The following is a 15,878-nucleotide window of genomic DNA, read 5'->3' on the forward strand; positions in this document are numbered from 1 at the left end:
GAGTCATTCGATGAAGTCCTAAGAGCCCGTATGGCGCAAGCCTTACGGGCTTTTTTGTATCTGGACTCTTTCAAGGCGACTCGCATGAAAATCCCAAACCGACTCCAGCCTCTTGTCGATGATGGCCTGGTAGATGAAGTACTACAAAGACTAAGAAGCGGCAAAGAAGCTGACGTTTATACCGTGTTAACGGGCGGCAAAATCCAGTGTGCGAAAGTGTACAAGGACGCCACACAACGAAGTTTCAAGCAGGCTGTGCATTATCAGGAAGGGCGCAAAGTCCGCAACAGCCGTAATTCACGTGCGATGCAAAAAGGGTCGAAATTCGGGCGCAAGCAGCAAGAAGAGACCTGGCAAAGCGCGGAAGTTGATGCGTTATTCCGCCTGGCGAATGCTGGCGTACGCGTCCCGCAGCCCTACATTTGCATCGACGGCGTTTTGTTGATGGAGCTGGTCACAGACGCAGAAGGTCTGGTTGCGCCACGCCTGAGCGATGTGTTCCTGACCGAAGAGAACGCCCTGAAGGATTTCGATACCATGATCCGCAATATCGTGCGCATGCTGTGCGCCGGCATTGTTCATGGTGATCTGTCGGAATTCAACGTGCTGCAGGATGCCAACGGACCGGTGATTATCGACTTGCCACAAGCGGTTGATGCCGCGGCAAACAACCACGCTGAATCGATGTTTGAGCGCGATGTGAACAATATCACCGCCTATTACGGTCAATATGCTCCGCAGATTTTGCAAACGCGCTATGCGAAAGAGATCTGGCAGTTATATGAAGATGGAAAGCTGACGCCAGAAACGCCGCTCACCGGTCTCTTCGTAGAAGAGGTGCATGAAGTGGATATGAACTCATTGATGGATGAGATCATCGCCGCCGAAGATGAGTTCTATGATCGTCAGCGCGCCGCTAAAGAGCGCGACGAAGAGTAGAGGCGGCTCCACAGCTCAGGCAGGCTGGCGATAAACGCCTCGACTATCGCGTGTTTATTGCCACCCGGATTCCACAACGTTACCAGCGTAAAGTTCAATCCCTGATTGCCAACCTCGGTACGCAACCGTTGCACGTTGCGCCACTGCTATGCTGCGCCAGGCAGATAGCAGATTAATATTGCAGAGCCACCGCTCAGGTGGCTCTTATCCCTTCCTGCAACAACCTAAAATGCTATCTGCTGGTGATTTTGCCAGCGAAACTAGACCTTTTTCATTCCTGGTTTATTCTTAAATCTTTCCATCCCGGCCTGTGCCAGGATGATTACCTGAGACGACATATTTCATGAAAGAGGGAATTATGAAAAAGACCATTATTGCACTGTCAGCCATTCTGATGGCATCTTCGGCTTTTGCCGCGACCACACATGCAACTGATGAAACTGTCGCTAACGCGCAGGCCGGTGCGAATACCGCTAAAGAAAAACTGCATCAGGCGCAGAACGAAGGTAAAGAGCAGCAGCTGAAAGCGAAGCATGCGGCAGAAGGCAAAAGCGATAACCTGACCAGCAAAGCCAGCGAAGGTACGCAGAAAGCCTGGAACAAAACCAAAGAAGGTTCTGAGAAAGGTTGGGATGCCACCAAAGAAGGCACGCAGAAAGGCTGGAATAAAACCAAAGAAGGTGCCAGCGATCTGAAAAAGAAAGTGACTGAATAAGGTTCGTCGCTCAATCCAGAGGCCGCGTTCGCGGCCTTTTTTTATTGCCTGTTTTCCCTCAACTTTGCATCTTTAACGCTATCCCCTTAGACTTTACCCAACACTCCATTAACCAATAATGCTCATGTCTGACACCTTTACCCGCCAGCCGCTGCCCTTACCCAACGGTCATAATAAAGTCCTGTTGCACTCCTGCTGTGCGCCCTGCTCGGGCGAAGTGATGGAAGCGATGCTGGCTTCCGGCATCGATTACACCATCTTCTTCTACAACCCAAACATTCATCCGCTGAAAGAGTATGAGCTGCGTAAAGAGGAGAATATCCGCTTTGCCGAGCAGTTTGGCGTGCCCTTTGTTGATGCCGATTATGATAAAGACAATTGGTTTGAGCGGGCACGTGGCATGGAGTGGGAACCGGAACGTGGCGTGCGCTGCACCATGTGTTTCGACATGCGCTTTGAACGCACCGCGCTGTATGCACATGAAAACGGTTTCCCGGTGATCACCAGTTCACTCGGCATTTCGCGCTGGAAGAATATGCAGCAGATTAACGACTGCGGCGTGCGCGCGGCGGCGCACTATCCCGATATGCTTTATTGGGAGTTCAACTGGCGGAAAGGTGGCGGCTCGTCACGCATGATTGAGATCAGCAAGCGCGAACGTTTCTATCAGCAGGAGTATTGCGGCTGCATCTATTCGCTGCGCGACAGCAATCGCCATCGTGTAGCTAGCGGCCGCGAGCGCATTGAGATCGGCGTGCAGTATTATCAGCCCGACGAAGAGTAAAGAAAAGGGCAGGAAATCCTGCCCTTTTTTCATTAACGAAATACCAGCGTTAACACCACCATGACAACCATCATCATTATCAGGTGAAACACCACCTTATTGAGATTGCGGTTACGCATTTCACCTCCATGTGTTTAAAACCACTGACCAAAGCGCTTGATGTAGAGCATTTTCATGCCCTGCGCGACCACGCAATACCCGAGCAGCGTTGCCACCAGCCATGGGAAGTAAGACCATGGCAGCGGCACCAATCCCACCATCGCGCCCAGCGGTGAGAACGGCAGCAGAATGCCGGCGATCATCACACACGCAGTGGTCAGCAGCACCGGCAGCGCCGCACGGCTCTGGATAAACGGAATCTTTTGCGTGCGCAGCATGTGCACCACCAGCGTTTGCGACAGCAAGCCTTCAATAAACCAGCCGGACTGAAACAGCGACTGCATTTCTGGCGTATTCGCCGCGAACACGTACCACATCAGCGCAAAGGTGGTGATATCGAAAATCGACGACGTTGGCCCAATCCACAGCATAAAGCGTTTGATATTACGCGCGTCCCATTTACGCGGCTTACGCAGGAACTCGCGGTCCATTTTGTCCCACGGCAGTGCCAGCTGAGACAGATCGTACATCAGGTTCTGAATCAGCAGATGAATCGCCAGCATCGGCAGGAACGGAATAAAGGCGCTCGCCACCAACACCGAGAACACGTTGCCGAAGTTCGAGCTGGCGGTCATGTTCAGATACTTAATGATGTTGCCGAAGGTTTCGCGTCCCTTCATTACGCCCTCTTCCAGCACCATCAAATCTTTTTCCAGCAGGATGATATCGGAGGACTCTTTAGCGATGTCCGCCGCGCTATCGACGGAAATCCCCACATCAGCATCACGCAACGCCGGCGCATCATTAATCCCGTCGCCGAGGAAGCCAACGGTGTGGCCCTGTTGCTGTAGCGCGCGCAGGATGCGTGATTTCTGCAGCGGCGTGAGTTTAGCGAATACCGCGCTCTGTGCGGCGGCGTCTGCCAACTGCTCGTCGCTCATCAGGGCAATTTGGTCGCCGGTGACGATCGCGCCGCTGTCGATGCCAACCTGCTGGCAAATGCGCGCGGTCACCACTGGATTATCGCCGGTCAGCACTTTGACGCTAACGCCATTGTCGCGCAGCGCGCCGATGGCTTTGGCGGCGCTCTCTTTCGGTGGATCGAGGAAGGTCAGCAGCCCTTCTACCGTTAAGCCTTGCTCATCCGCCACGCTCAGCGGCTGCTGTAAACCTGGCTCCGCCAGCACGCGACTCGCCACCAGCAGCACGCGGAAACCCTGCTCATTGTATTGATGTGCCAGCGCCAGCAGTTCTGCACGACGCGTTTCGTTCAGCGGCTGTACCAGTTTGCCTTCACGCTCGGCAGTCGCGATGCTCAGCATCTCTTCCACCGCCCCTTTGCAGATCAGCATCTGTTGATTGAGACGACGATCGCGCACCACCACCGAGACGCGACGGCGAATGAAATCGAACGGCAGCTCATCCACTTTGATATAGGTATCGCTTACCGCTTCGCTGACGCGGTTTTTGCCGTACTGCAAAATGGCGCGATCCATCAGATTCAGCGTGCCGCTTTGATAGTGGCTGTTGAGCCAGCTCAGCATCAGCACGCGTGAGTTCTCCACGCCAGCACAATCCAGATGATGCTCCAGAATGATGTTGTCCTGCGTCAGCGTGCCGGTTTTGTCGGTGCAGAGAATATCCATCGCGCCGAGGTTTTGAATCGCATTCAGACGTTTGACGATCACTTTACGCCGCGACATGGCGATGGCACCTTTCGCCAGGTTGGAGCTGACGATCATCGGCAACATTTCCGGTGTTAAACCTACCGCTACCGCCAGCGCAAACAGTGAAGCATCCAGCCAGTCGCCTTTGGTTAGGCCATTAATCAGCAACACCACCGGCACCATCACCAACATGAAGCGGATCAGCAGCCAGCTCACGCTGTTGACGCCGCGGTCAAAGGCGGTTTGTGAGCGATTACCCACAATCGATTTCGCCAGGCTACCGAAGTAAGTTTCGCTGCCGGTTGCCACTACCACCGCTTTGGCGCTGCCGCTGGACACGTTGGTGCCCATCAGGCAGACGCTGCCCAGTTCCAGCAGCGATGTGCCCTGTTCGCTGGCACCGCTGCTTTTGCTGGTGACGTGGCCGGTGACGTCATACTTCTCAACCGGTAACGATTCGCCGGTCAAAATCGCCTGGCTGATAAACAGATCGCGTGAATCCAGCAGCCGCACATCGGCTGGCACCAAATCCCCCGCCGACAGATAGATGATGTCACCCGGCACCAGCGTGGCGATATCGACTTCCTGTTTGAGCGGCGCTTGCTGCGCTGACTCACGACGCAGCACCGTGGCGGTGGTGCGCACCATCGATTTCAGCGCCTGCGCCGCTTTATTGGTACGGAACTCCTGCCAGAAACGCAGCAAACCGCTGAGCGTTACCATCGTCACAATGATGATGACACCGGTCAGATCGGTCTCCTCGCCGTTGCGCAGCGGCAGCCAGAAATCAGTGAAAAAGCTCACCAGCGCCAGCGCCATCAGGACATAGATAAACGGATTGTTGAATGCCTGCAGCAACTGCAACAACGCCGGTGGCGCTTTGTCGTGTTCGACCTGATTGCGGCCATATACATTCAGGCGCGCCTCGGCTTCACGTTCACTCAGGCCAAGCGCATCGCTGCGCAGACGCACCAGCGTTTCGTCGGCAGTAAAACCGGCTTCATCTTCAATCAGGTAACGCGGTGTTTTTTGACGCGGCTGGCGCGTGGTGTTCCAGGCTTTTTTGTCCTGGTTGAGTTTCATGTCAGTCATAGTGACATTCCTCTTTATTACGGCAATAAAAATCCCTGCGTGCGAGGCACACAAATTAAATTAACGGCAATGCGTTTGTTAAATTAAAAATAACCTGTCGGGAATTTCCATATCACCTCCCGGAAATTAAAGACGAAAAGAGTCGCTCGCAAAATAACGAGTAATAAATAAAGACGAAGGTAAACACCACGCAATCGAACAGCGAAAAGCCGTCTAATGTGCAGCGTCAATCAGCACGCTGAAGTTCAGCGCGCGTATCGAGGCGGAGGGAAAAGTGTGTTAAAAATCATATGCATGATGATATCCCCACGGGCTTTGGCCCGTTACAATGTCGTTTAAAGGGAACAACCATCAGAAAAGAGAGGATTGCTGCCCGCCGTGTTGGCAAGCAGCGACAAAAAAGTTCGCGCGTCAGCTTGCCTTGTGATGCCAACTAAAAGGGTGACTGTCCAACTGAACTCTCCTGCTTTGAAATTGCGGCCATTATATTCTGGCAAGTAACGAAGTAAAGTTAATTATCGGTTAGTCACCAATCATTTATATTCCGTTGCAGTTGAGTTGATATTACCTCACATGCACATTCCGTAGCGGCGTGATTAATCGCGCGATTTTGCGTTAACGATCCTGCACCCAAAGCCCGTCCACACATTGCGCAATGAATTGCGCCGCTACGGATTGTGCGGTTTTCCCTTATAACTGAACCATGCGTCTTAGATCATTAATGCATATGCATAGCCTGAAATTGACTATTCTTCACTGCTGCGCTCTCGTAAACTCGCGTTACTTTTTTTAGGCAAGGAAACAACATGAAAAAAATTATTCCATCACTGCTGGCGTTATCGCTGGTAGCCGCCTTCTCGGTTCAGGCAGCGACGCCGAAAGATACGCTGGTGATCGCCCAGTCTACCGATGATGCCGACAGCTTCGACCCTGCGCAGGGCTTCGAGCTCACCACGGTGCAAGCGTTCACTAACATTTATCAGCGCCTGGTTCAGTCCGATCCCACCAATCCAACCGATTTGCAGCCAACGCTGGCCACGTCCTGGCAAGCGGGCAGCGATAATCGCAGCCTGACGTTTGAACTACGCAAAGGCGCTCAGTTCGCCAGCGGCAATCCGCTGCGTCCAGAGGATGTGATCTTCTCACTGGGCCGCGTGGTGAAACTCAATCTCGATCCCTCCTTTATTCTTACCCAACTTGGCTGGAATAAAGATAACGTCGATACCTTCCTGCAGAAGGTTGATGACAACCACGTACAGATCAGCTGGAGCGCCAACGTCAGCCCGGCGTATGTGCTCAGCCTGCTCTCCGCGCCGGTCTCTTCGATTGTTGATGAGAAAACCGCGCAGGCCAACGCGAAGAACGGTGACTTCGGCCACGCGTGGCTCGGTACTCACTCTGCCGGTAGCGGCCCGTATCAGATTCGTAAAGTGGTGCTGCACGAAGCGATTCTGCTGAGCGCGAATCCAACTTCGCCAGCGGGCGCTCCGAAGCTGAAAAATATCCTGATTAAAAACGTTCCGGAACCGGCTGCGCGTCGTCTGCTGCTGGAACAGGGCGATGTGGATATCGCGCGTAACCTCGGTGCGGATCAAATCGCCTCGTTGAAAGGCAAAGCGGGCGTGAAGACTGAAGCGATTCCGATGGCGTCGCTCTACTACATTCAGTTCAACATCGGTGAAAACCCGGTGCTGAAGAACCCGGCGCTGTGGGAAGCCGCGCGTTATCTGTTCGACTATAAAGGTATCGCTAACGACCTGCTGAAAGGCCAGTTCGACGTGCATCAAACCTTCCTGCCGAAAGGCTTCCTCGGCGCAATCAACGACACGCCGTACACTTACGATCCTGAGAAAGCCAAAGCGATTCTGAAGAAAGCCGGTCTGACCAACGTCAGCTTCAAACTCTCCACCAGCAACCAGCCGCCTTACCTCGATATCGCGCAGGCGCTGCAGGGCAGCTTTGCCAAAGGTGGCGTGAAGGTGGAAGTGCAACCTGGCCTGAGCTCTGAAGTCTCGACCCGCGTGAAGGCGCACAAATACGAAGCCACCCTGAACGCCTGGGGCGCAGACTATTTCGATCCCAACACCAACGCCGCGTCCTTCGCTTACAACCCGGAAGATGGCAGCAAAACCGTGGCTTACCGTTCTGACTGGCACATCCCGGAGCTGAACAAGCAAACGCTGGCCGCCACCGCCGAGAGCGATAACAACAAGCGCGTCGAACTCTATCAGGCGATGCAGCGTGAAGTGCTGAAGAACTCGCCGTACGTGATTGGCTTGCAGGCGAAAAACCTGATTGCGCTGCGCGACAATCTGCAAGGCTATGTGCAGGGCATCAACCCGGACATGGTGTATTACTCGCAGGTTTCTAAGTAATGGCAGTGTCAGCTTCACAGGCCGGGTTCGCCCGGCCACTTTGGCAACGCGTTAGCCACATCGTCACCAGCCTGCTCTCGCTGCTGGTGACGTTGGTCGGTTTGTTAGCGTTCACTTTTATGCTGTCGCACCTTTCGCCAGTCGATCCGGTGCAACAGATCGCAGGCGATCACGCCAGCGAAGCCACCTACGCGCAGGTGCGACACGATCTCGGTCTTGATCAGCCGGTGCTGGTGCAGTTCTGGCGCTATATCAGCCATTTGGCGCGCGGCGATCTCGGCTTATCGCATCTGACCAATCAACCGGTCAGCGCCGACCTGATGCGCACCTTCCCGGCCACCATTGAGCTGGCCACCTGCGCGATGATTTTTGCCGCGGTGTTCGGCATTGCCTTAGCGCTGCTGGCGGCGTGGAAGCCGGGCAGCATCATTGATAACGTGGCGCGTTTTGTTTCGCTACTCGGCTACTCGGTGCCGGTGTTCTGGCTCGGCTTGCTGGGTTTGCTGCTGTTTTATGCCGTGCTGCACTGGTCCGCCGGACCGGGCCAGCTTGATGACATCTGGATCTACACGCTGGAGCCAAAAACCGGCTTTGTGCTGATTGATAGCTGGATGTCCGGCGATCCCGAGATGTTCCGCAATGCGATTGCCCACTTGTGGCTGCCGGTGGTGATTCTCGGCCTGCTGGCGATGGCGGGTATCACGCGCCTGCTGCGCGCGGCGCTGCTGGAAGAGAGCAGCAAAGAGTATGTGGTGCTGGCGCGTGCGAAAGGTGCCAGCCGTGGCCGCATTTTGCTGCGTCATATTTTCCCCAACGTGCTGGGCACGCTGATTACCGTTATCGCCCTCTCCTACGCCACGCTGCTGGAAGGTTCGGTACTCACCGAAACGGTATTTGCCTGGCCGGGCGTTGGTCGCTACATGACTAACGCGCTGTTTTCCTCCGATGTACCGGCGATTCTCGGCTCGACCTTGCTAATTGGCAGCTGCTTTATTCTGCTCAACGCGCTGGCCGATGCCCTGACCTGGTTAACCGATCCGAGAACCCGATGACTCAACAACTCTCTGAACTGGAAACGCTGCGTCCGCGCCGCCGCCGCGCGCGCGTGACCTCGCTTTCCATCGGCCTGACGTTGGTACTGATTGTGGTGGCGATGGCGTTGTTCGCGCCATTGCTGGCGCCTTTCGATCCCAATGCGCAGATCATCTCCCAGCGTTTGCAGGCGCCATCGGCGCTGCACTGGTTTGGCACCGATGGCTTTGGCCGCGATCTGCTGTCACGCGTGATTTATGGCGCGCGCCCCACGCTGCTGTTGGTGTCACTGATTCTGGTGCTGACCATTCCGGTTGGCCTGCTGGTCGGCATCACCGCCGGTTACGTGGGCGGCTGGACCGAGCGCGTGTTGATGCGCATAACCGATATCTTCCTGTCGCTGCCGAATCTGGTGATCGCGCTGGCGCTGGTCGCCATGCTCGGCCCCGGCTTGATGAATGGCGCACTGGCGCTGGCGCTCACCAGCTGGCCGCCATTTGCCCGTCAGGCGCGCGCGGAAACGCTGGCGCTGCGCCGCAGTGATTACCTCGCCGCCGCGCGCATGCAGGGCATCACCGGTTTACGCCTGATGTTTGGCCACATTCTGCCGCTGTGTATGCCAACGGCGGTGGTACGTGCCGCGCTAAGCCTCGGCGGAATCATTCTTTCAGCGGCGGGCCTCGGCTTCCTTGGCATGGGCGTGCAACCGCCTACCGCCGAATGGGGTTCGATGGTGGCAGAAGGCAGTAAAGTGATCTTCGACCAATGGTGGGTAGCTGCCGCACCCGGCGGCGCGATTCTGTTCGCCAGCCTGGCGTTTAACCTGACAGGCGATGGCCTGCGTGACCGACTGGATACTCGCCATGCCAAATGATCTGTTAATTGATGTACAAGGCCTGACGATTCGCAGCGATGATGCGCTGCTGGTCGATAACATTGGCTTCCAAATTGGCCGCGAGCGCGTGGCGCTGGTGGGTGAATCCGGTTCCGGTAAATCACTCACCGCGCGCACGCTGATGGGCTTACTGTCACCTTCGCTGCACTTGCAGGCCGACCGTTTGCAGATTGTCGGCACCGATGCGTTGAGCCTGCGCGAGCGTGACTGGATTCAACTGCGCGGCAGCAAAGTAGCGATGGTGATGCAGGATCCGAAATATGCGCTTAATCCCACGCGCACCATTGGCTGGCAGGTGGAAGAACCGCTGGTGCTGCACCACAAATTGAGCCGCGCTGAACGTAAAGAGAAAGTGTGCGAGATGCTGGATGCGGTGGGCTTGCCCGACCCGCGTCAGCTGATGAAACGCTATCCGCATCAACTTTCTGGCGGCATGGGGCAACGCGTGATGCTGGCGATCGCCCTGATCACCGATCCTGAACTGCTGATCGCCGATGAACCTACGTCGGCGCTCGATCACGCGATGCGCGATCAGGTACTGGCGCTGATTCGTCGTCTGGTTGAACAGCGCAACATGGGTTTGCTGCTGATCAGCCACGATCTGCAACAGGTTTCCGAGCACTGCGAACGTGTGATGGTCATGTATCAGGGCCGCGTGCTGGATACCTTGCCGGCGTCCGAACTCTCCAACGCCAGCCATCCTTACACCAGCACCTTGTGGGCCTGTCGCCCGAGTAAAGCCACGCACGGCGAGCGTTTGCCGGTGCTGGATCGTGCCGCGCTGGAGAAAAATTATGATTGAGTTAGCGAACCTCAGCGTTTCGCACAAGCAAGGTTACGAGCTGCGCACCGTGGTGCACGATGTGTCGCTGCAGGTCGCGGCCGGTGAGTGTTTTGGTCTGGTTGGCCCGTCCGGCTGCGGCAAGTCGTCGCTGCTGTGGGTGCTGGCGGGATTGAATCCGCACTGGAGCGGCAGCATGTCGCTGGCGGGCACCGCCGTGCAGCCCGGCAAAGCGTTTACCGGCCAGCTGCGCCGCGATGTGCAGATGGTGTTTCAGGATCCCTACGCTTCGCTGCATCCGCGCCATCGCCTGCGTCGCACGCTGGCGGAACCGCTGAAAATGCTCAAACGTGATAACATCAACGACCGCATTAATGCTGGATTCCGCCATGTCGGGCTCGATCCGGTGCTGGCGGATCGCTATCCGCATCAGCTTTCAGGCGGTCAGCGTCAGCGCGTAGCGATTGTGCGCGCCCTGCTGCTGGAACCCAAGATCCTGCTGCTGGATGAGCCGACCTCGGCGCTGGACATGTCGGTGCAGGCCGAGATCCTCAACCTGCTCAACGATCTAAAGCAAAAAGATGGTTTAACCATGGTGCTGGTCAGCCACGATCCGGATGTGATCGATCACATGTGCGATCGCGCGGCGCGTATGGCGCAGGGCCGCATCGTGGAGCAACATTCAACAACAAGGAACACCGTATGACGGTTAAGTTACGTCCGCTGGAGCGGGAAGATTTACGCTTTGTGCACCAATTAGATAACAACGCCAGCGTGATGCGTTACTGGTTTGAAGAACCGTATGAAGCGTTTGTCGAGCTTTCAGACCTGTATGACAAACATATCCATGACCAGACCGAGCGCCGCTTTGTGGTGGAGCATGATGGACACAAAGCCGGGTTGGTGGAGTTGGTCGAGATTAATCACGTGCATCGCCGCGCTGAGTTTCAAATCATTATCGATCCTTCCCATCAGGGCAAAGGCTTAGCCACCAAAGCGGCAAAGTTGGCGATGGATTACGGCTTTTCGGTGCTGAATCTCTACAAACTCTATCTGATTGTCGATGAAGAGAATAAGAAGGCGGTGCATATCTACACCAAGCTGGGATTTGAGGTGGAAGGCGTACTGAAGCACGAATTTTTCATCAACGGCGAATACCGCAACACCATCCGCATGTGCATTTTCCAGCAGCAACATCTGGCGCAGCATAAAAGCGCCAATGCGATGGTGAAGCCTACCGCGCAGTAACTCAAACTGTTGAATGATTTGTAGCGGCGCAATTAATTGCGCTGTTTTTTTTCGCGGTAAGATTGCGCAATAAATTGCGCCGCTACGATCGGTGCGGGCTTATTAACCCCGCGCGCCGACGACGTTCAGCTTCGGCTGCGGATGTTCTGGTTTGAGATCGTACATGCCGCCGTAGAAGGGATCGACCAGCAGCCAGCCGGGGAAGCCCAACAGCGGAATATTGCCCAGCAAATACCACAGATTGGCATTGGCCTCGATCGGCAAGGTTAGCGGCACATAGCCCGGACTCTCCAGCATCACCTGATAGTGCTTCTTACCAAAATAATTCCCGGTCGATTTCGCCAGCTCGACGGTTTGCGGGGTATAGCCCTGCGCCACCGCGCGTCCGGTCTCATCCTGCACGGTGAAACGCGCGCCTTGCGGCAGGGAGTCGATTTTCACCGGTTGCGTTTCAGTGCCGACAATGGTGGCGCAGCCGCTCAGCAGCAGCGCACAGGCAGGAAAAAGAGGTCGCAGGTTCATAGCAGGTCCGCTTCAGCATCAGATAGGACAGTGTAAACTGCCCTTCTGTGCTTAATCGCGCTATCACTGATGATTTTCTGCGCTTTATTACGGTTGACAACAGGCAGTAATCGCCGCGATATCCTGCGGCGTGGTTCGGCAGCAGCCGCCAATCAGACGTGCGCCCGCCTGCTGCCATTCGGCGAATTTGTCATGCAGCGTGCAGCCCGACGGCGCGGAGTGCCAGGTTTTGCTGCTAGCATCGTACTGCTCGCCGGAGTTCGGATAGACCAGCAGCGGCTTATCACACAGCGCCTGGAAGCGGCGCAGAGCGGGCGTTACGCTCTCCAGCGCCACGCAGTTGATGCCAACCGCCACCACCTGCGGTGCCGCATGCACCAGCTCAGCCACTTTACTCAACGGCGTGCCGTCGCTGATGTGTTCGGCATCGCGCAGGGTAAAGGAGAACCACGCGCTGCTGGCAGGGAATTCAGCCAGTAAACTCACCAGCGCCTGCGCTTCGGTAAAGGACGGCAACGTTTCACAGGCCAGCAGATCGACACCCGCTTCCAGCAACGCCTTCACGCGCGGACGGTGGAACGCTTTCATCTCCTCTTCCGGCAGCGCGTAATCACCGCGATACTCCGCACCATTGGCCAGAAAAGCGCCATACGGCCCGACCGAACCTGCCACCAGCAAGGGTGCGGTGCTGGCGGAAGATGCGCGATAGTCACCACGCGCGCGCTGCGCCAGCTGTACGCTCTGGGTGATCAATGCCAGCGCCTGCGCTTCATCTAAGCCGCGCGCGGCAAAACCCTGCGGCGTGGCCTGGTAGCTGGCGGTGATCGCCACATGCGCGCCGGCAGCAAAGTAGTCGTGATGCACCTGATAAATCAGCTCAGGATTTTCCATCAGCACTTTGGCCGACCACAGCGCATCGGCCAGATTGCAGCCGCGCGCCTCCAGCTCGGTCGCCAGCGCGCCATCCAGAATCAACGTGTCAGTTTGGGTTAGAGCCTGCGCGATAGGATTACGCGACATCGTTGGCCTCCTCAGCCTTAAGGGATGACTTGCGTCGTTGCGTGACATGGTATGCGGCATAGCAGAACAGCACAAACGGAATGCCGCACCACAGCGCGATACGCTGCGACGGATCGAACGCCAGTCCGACGCACGCCAGCAGGCATAACAGGAAGCCCAGAATCGGCGTCAGCGGATAGAGCGGCGCGCGATACGCCAGCTGTTGTAAGCTGCCGCCCGCCTGCAGATGGCGACGACGGAACACATAGTGCGAGGCGCAGATGCTGAGCCACACCGCCACCACGGCAAAACCGGAAATCGCCGACAGCGCCACAAACACCGTGTCCGGCGCAATCACGCTGGAGAACAGCGCCAGCAAGCCGCCAATCATGCTCACGGTCAGCGCCAGCACCGGAATGCCACGACGGTTGACGCGCGCAAAACAGCGCGGCAGCGTCTTCTCATTAGCCAGCGACCACAACATACGGCCAGAAGCATACAGGCCAGAGTTGGCGGCGGAGAGAATGGCGGTGAGGATCACGAAGTTGAAAATATCCGCCGCGTACGGAATGCCGATCTTTTCAAACACCAGCACAAACGGGCTTTTGACGATCCCGGCCTGATCCATCGGGATCAGCGCCGCCAGCACAAATACCGTGCCGATAAAGAAGATGATCAACCGTGCGACGGTGGTGCGGATCGCCAGCGGCAGCGCTTTTTGTGGCTGCTCGGTTTCACCGGCAGCGATACCGATCAATTCCGTGCCCGAGAAAGCGAAGTTGACCGCCACCATGGTCATCAGAATCGGCAGCGTGCCGTGCGGCAGCCAGCCGGAAGCGGTGAGATTGTGTAATCCCGGCGCAGCACTGCCGTCTTTCATCGGGATAAAACCAAAGATCGCGCCCGCACCGAGAATGATAAAGGCGATGATGGTGATCACTTTGATGATGGAGAACCAGAATTCACCTTCGGCAAAAAAGCGCGTTGAGACGATATTCAGCAGATAAATAGCGATGCAGAACACCAGACACCACGTCCACACCGGCACGCTTGGGAACCAATACTGCATACAGAACCCGGCGGCGGTCAGGCTGGAACCCAGCGCCACCGTCCAGGTGAGCCAGTAAAGCCAGGCGACGGTATAACCGGTGGCCGGACTGAGATAGCGCGCGGCATAGACGTGGAACGCGCCGGTTTCCGGCATCGCCACAGCCAGTTCGCCAAGACAGACCATCACCAGCCACACCACCAGCGCACCGATCAGATAGGCCAGCAAAGTGCCGGCTGCACCGGTGGTTGAGATGATGTAGCCGGTATTGAAGAACAGTCCGGTTCCGATCACACCGCCCAGCGACAGCATCACCAGATGCCGTACTTTCATGGTGCGCTTAAAGTTTTCCTGTGGAGGCGTATCCTGAATTTGCATGATATTTATCCGTATGGACGTCTGAACATCTATATGGACACAGGGTTATACGCGTCAACGTGCGGATTTGCAACGGGGCAGAAGGAGAGGATTGAGTCAGGGTTTGCGGCCCCGCATGAAACGGGGCGCAAGTTCAGGCGCCAAATACGCCCTGCAGATAACGCTCAAGCGCAACGCGCGAGCTGAAGCCGTGCGGAATGCCGTAATGCTCCTGCGAATCGCCCATTAAGTAGAGTGGGAATTGCGTGTAGTGATCGCAGGTTTTCATCTCTGAAGCCGGTTCAGCAAAGCTCTGGCTTTTCTCTTTCAGCGTCGGGTGAATGATTAAGGCGGTCCGTCCCATACGCGCTTCGCGATTGACGTACACATAGTTTTCGCCGCGACGATAACCGTAAATTTTTGGCGTTTGGGTATCCATTTCGAAGCCCACTTTCTCAAGTACGCGCGCTACCTCATCTGGTCGTAAATACATGCTTGCTCCTCTCTTCTCACAGCCCCGCAACCTTACAGCAGCAGGATGGCATGGGCATTCGGAATTTTCCCTAAAGCCTGGCACATCCCTGCGTTTAATCACGCTTCGTCTACACTAAGTATTACGTGTTAAATCAAAGGGAGCTAAAAAATGTTTAATCGAAGCGCAAAAAACGATGACATTGATATCAATCAGGATGTAAACGAACTGGCCGATTCGCTAGAGGCGTTACTTAAATCTTATGGCAGTGAAGCTAAAGACGAAGTTGATAATGCTCGTAGCCAGGCGCAGGCGCTGTTGAAGCAGACGCGTGCCAAACTGAGCGGCGGACAGAGTCGCGTATCGCAAGCGGCACGTGATGCGGGTACGCAGGTTGACGCCTATGTCCACGACAAGCCGTGGCACGGCGTGGGCGTCGGTGCGGCGATAGGTTTAGTGCTTGGCGCGCTGCTGGTATCTTCACGCCGATAAGCCTGTGTTCGTTGATGCAATGAGCCTCGCTGATGCGGGGCTTTTTTGTGGGCGCGAGATAGTGCGCGCTTTCCCTCACCCTAACCCTCTCCCGCAGGCGGGAGAGGGAATGTTTAGGTGGCGTTCAACTTTAACACCTATGCTGGATCGGCTTCTTCTCCCGCTTGCGGGAGAAGGCTGGGATGAGGGCTAAATCGCACAAAATCTAACCACTTCTCCCACCTTATTCCCTTTACAAAAAATTTTTCCGGCCTGGAAGGCGCATGATCTCTGGTCTTAGCGATTATCCGAAGATCAAAATCACAAAACCCTATATCTGGTGGGCTTGACCGACAGGAACACTACATCTAGTATTCAACCC

16 protein-coding genes are annotated in these 15,878 nt (G+C 55.9%); 10 read left to right on the forward strand and 6 right to left on the reverse strand.

The annotated features are described in order from the left end of the window. The first annotated feature begins 84 nt into the window (after positions 1 to 84). The gene (locus DEU53_RS21340; protein WP_101763447.1) at positions 85 to 939 is read left to right on the forward strand and encodes a PA4780 family RIO1-like protein kinase; all 855 of its coding nucleotides are present in this window, start codon (positions 85 to 87) and stop codon (positions 937 to 939) included. Here DEU53_RS21340 and DEU53_RS21345 read toward each other — a convergent pair. Further along, positions 906 to 1,073: a hypothetical protein gene (locus tag DEU53_RS21345; protein ID WP_199559730.1), complete on the reverse strand. Its 168-nt coding sequence runs from the start codon at positions 1,071 to 1,073 to the stop codon at positions 906 to 908. The two genes, DEU53_RS21340 and DEU53_RS21345, sit on opposite strands and share 34 nt — an antisense overlap. A 224-nt stretch (positions 1,074 to 1,297) precedes the next feature. Between DEU53_RS21345 and DEU53_RS21350 the strand changes: the two genes are divergently transcribed. Both DEU53_RS21350 and DEU53_RS21355 read left to right on the forward strand, forming a co-directional pair. After that, positions 1,298 to 1,654, forward strand: coding sequence for a hypothetical protein (locus DEU53_RS21350; RefSeq protein ID WP_110868297.1), 357 nt, complete (start codon positions 1,298 to 1,300; stop codon positions 1,652 to 1,654). Positions 1,655 to 1,778: 124 nt separating this feature from the next. Further along, positions 1,779 to 2,438 (forward strand): epoxyqueuosine reductase QueH, encoded by a 660-nt coding sequence (locus DEU53_RS21355; protein ID WP_008101584.1) that lies wholly within the window; start codon positions 1,779 to 1,781, stop codon positions 2,436 to 2,438. A 134-nt stretch (positions 2,439 to 2,572) separates the two neighbouring features. Here the strand turns inward: DEU53_RS21355 and mgtA are convergent, their stop codons facing one another. Further along, complete coding sequence (gene mgtA, locus DEU53_RS21360) at positions 2,573 to 5,296, reverse strand: magnesium-translocating P-type ATPase (protein WP_110868283.1); 2,724 nt, start codon at positions 5,294 to 5,296, stop codon at positions 2,573 to 2,575. 806 nt (positions 5,297 to 6,102) lie between these two features. Between mgtA and DEU53_RS21365 the strand changes: the two genes are divergently transcribed. From DEU53_RS21365 to speG, 6 genes are read left to right on the forward strand one after another with little or no spacing between them, the layout of a single operon-like run. Continuing rightward, positions 6,103 to 7,671, forward strand: coding sequence for an ABC transporter substrate-binding protein (locus DEU53_RS21365; protein WP_110868284.1), 1,569 nt, complete (start codon positions 6,103 to 6,105; stop codon positions 7,669 to 7,671). After that, entirely contained in the window at positions 7,671 to 8,723 is a 1,053-nt protein-coding gene (locus DEU53_RS21370) for an ABC transporter permease (RefSeq protein WP_110868285.1), read from the forward strand. The genes DEU53_RS21365 and DEU53_RS21370 overlap by 1 nt, the downstream gene beginning before the upstream one ends. Further along, positions 8,720 to 9,577: an ABC transporter permease gene (locus DEU53_RS21375; RefSeq protein ID WP_101763443.1), complete on the forward strand. Its 858-nt coding sequence runs from the start codon at positions 8,720 to 8,722 to the stop codon at positions 9,575 to 9,577. The genes DEU53_RS21370 and DEU53_RS21375 overlap by 4 nt, the downstream gene beginning before the upstream one ends. After that, the gene (locus tag DEU53_RS21380; RefSeq protein WP_061718038.1) at positions 9,567 to 10,400 is read left to right on the forward strand and encodes an ABC transporter ATP-binding protein; all 834 of its coding nucleotides are present in this window, start codon (positions 9,567 to 9,569) and stop codon (positions 10,398 to 10,400) included. Before DEU53_RS21375 ends, DEU53_RS21380 begins: the two co-directional genes overlap by 11 nt. After that, a complete protein-coding gene (locus tag DEU53_RS21385) occupies positions 10,393 to 11,085 on the forward strand; it encodes an ABC transporter ATP-binding protein (RefSeq protein ID WP_110868286.1) in 693 nt (230 codons plus the stop codon). Before DEU53_RS21380 ends, DEU53_RS21385 begins: the two co-directional genes overlap by 8 nt. Beyond that, on the forward strand, positions 11,082 to 11,627 hold the full coding sequence (speG, locus tag DEU53_RS21390; RefSeq protein WP_008101618.1) for a spermidine N1-acetyltransferase: 546 nt from the start codon (positions 11,082 to 11,084) through the stop codon (positions 11,625 to 11,627). Before DEU53_RS21385 ends, speG begins: the two co-directional genes overlap by 4 nt. A gap of 102 nt (positions 11,628 to 11,729) precedes the next feature. On the opposite strand, the gene DEU53_RS21395 is transcribed toward speG, so the two are convergent. From DEU53_RS21395 to DEU53_RS21410, 4 genes are all read right to left on the reverse strand, one after another. Then, on the reverse strand, positions 11,730 to 12,149 hold the full coding sequence (locus DEU53_RS21395; protein ID WP_008101619.1) for a hypothetical protein: 420 nt from the start codon (positions 12,147 to 12,149) through the stop codon (positions 11,730 to 11,732). Between the two features lie 87 nt (positions 12,150 to 12,236). Further along, complete coding sequence (gene mmuM / locus DEU53_RS21400; RefSeq protein WP_110868287.1) at positions 12,237 to 13,169, reverse strand: homocysteine S-methyltransferase; 933 nt, start codon at positions 13,167 to 13,169, stop codon at positions 12,237 to 12,239. Further along, the gene (gene mmuP / locus DEU53_RS21405; protein ID WP_110868288.1) at positions 13,159 to 14,574 is read right to left on the reverse strand and encodes an S-methylmethionine permease; all 1,416 of its coding nucleotides are present in this window, start codon (positions 14,572 to 14,574) and stop codon (positions 13,159 to 13,161) included. The genes mmuM and mmuP overlap by 11 nt, the downstream gene beginning before the upstream one ends. 133 nt (positions 14,575 to 14,707) lie before the next feature. After that, on the reverse strand, positions 14,708 to 15,046 hold the full coding sequence (locus DEU53_RS21410) for a DUF2002 family protein (protein ID WP_008101622.1): 339 nt from the start codon (positions 15,044 to 15,046) through the stop codon (positions 14,708 to 14,710). A 150-nt stretch (positions 15,047 to 15,196) separates the two neighbouring features. Between DEU53_RS21410 and DEU53_RS21415 the strand changes: the two genes are divergently transcribed. After that, entirely contained in the window at positions 15,197 to 15,517 is a 321-nt protein-coding gene (locus DEU53_RS21415; RefSeq protein WP_008101623.1) for a DUF883 family protein, read from the forward strand. Positions 15,518 to 15,878: the final 361 nt, after the last annotated feature.

The organism is Pantoea sp. AG1095 (assembly GCF_003208415.1).
In the GTDB taxonomy this organism is placed as follows: Bacteria; Pseudomonadota; Gammaproteobacteria; order Enterobacterales; family Enterobacteriaceae; genus Pantoea; species Pantoea leporis.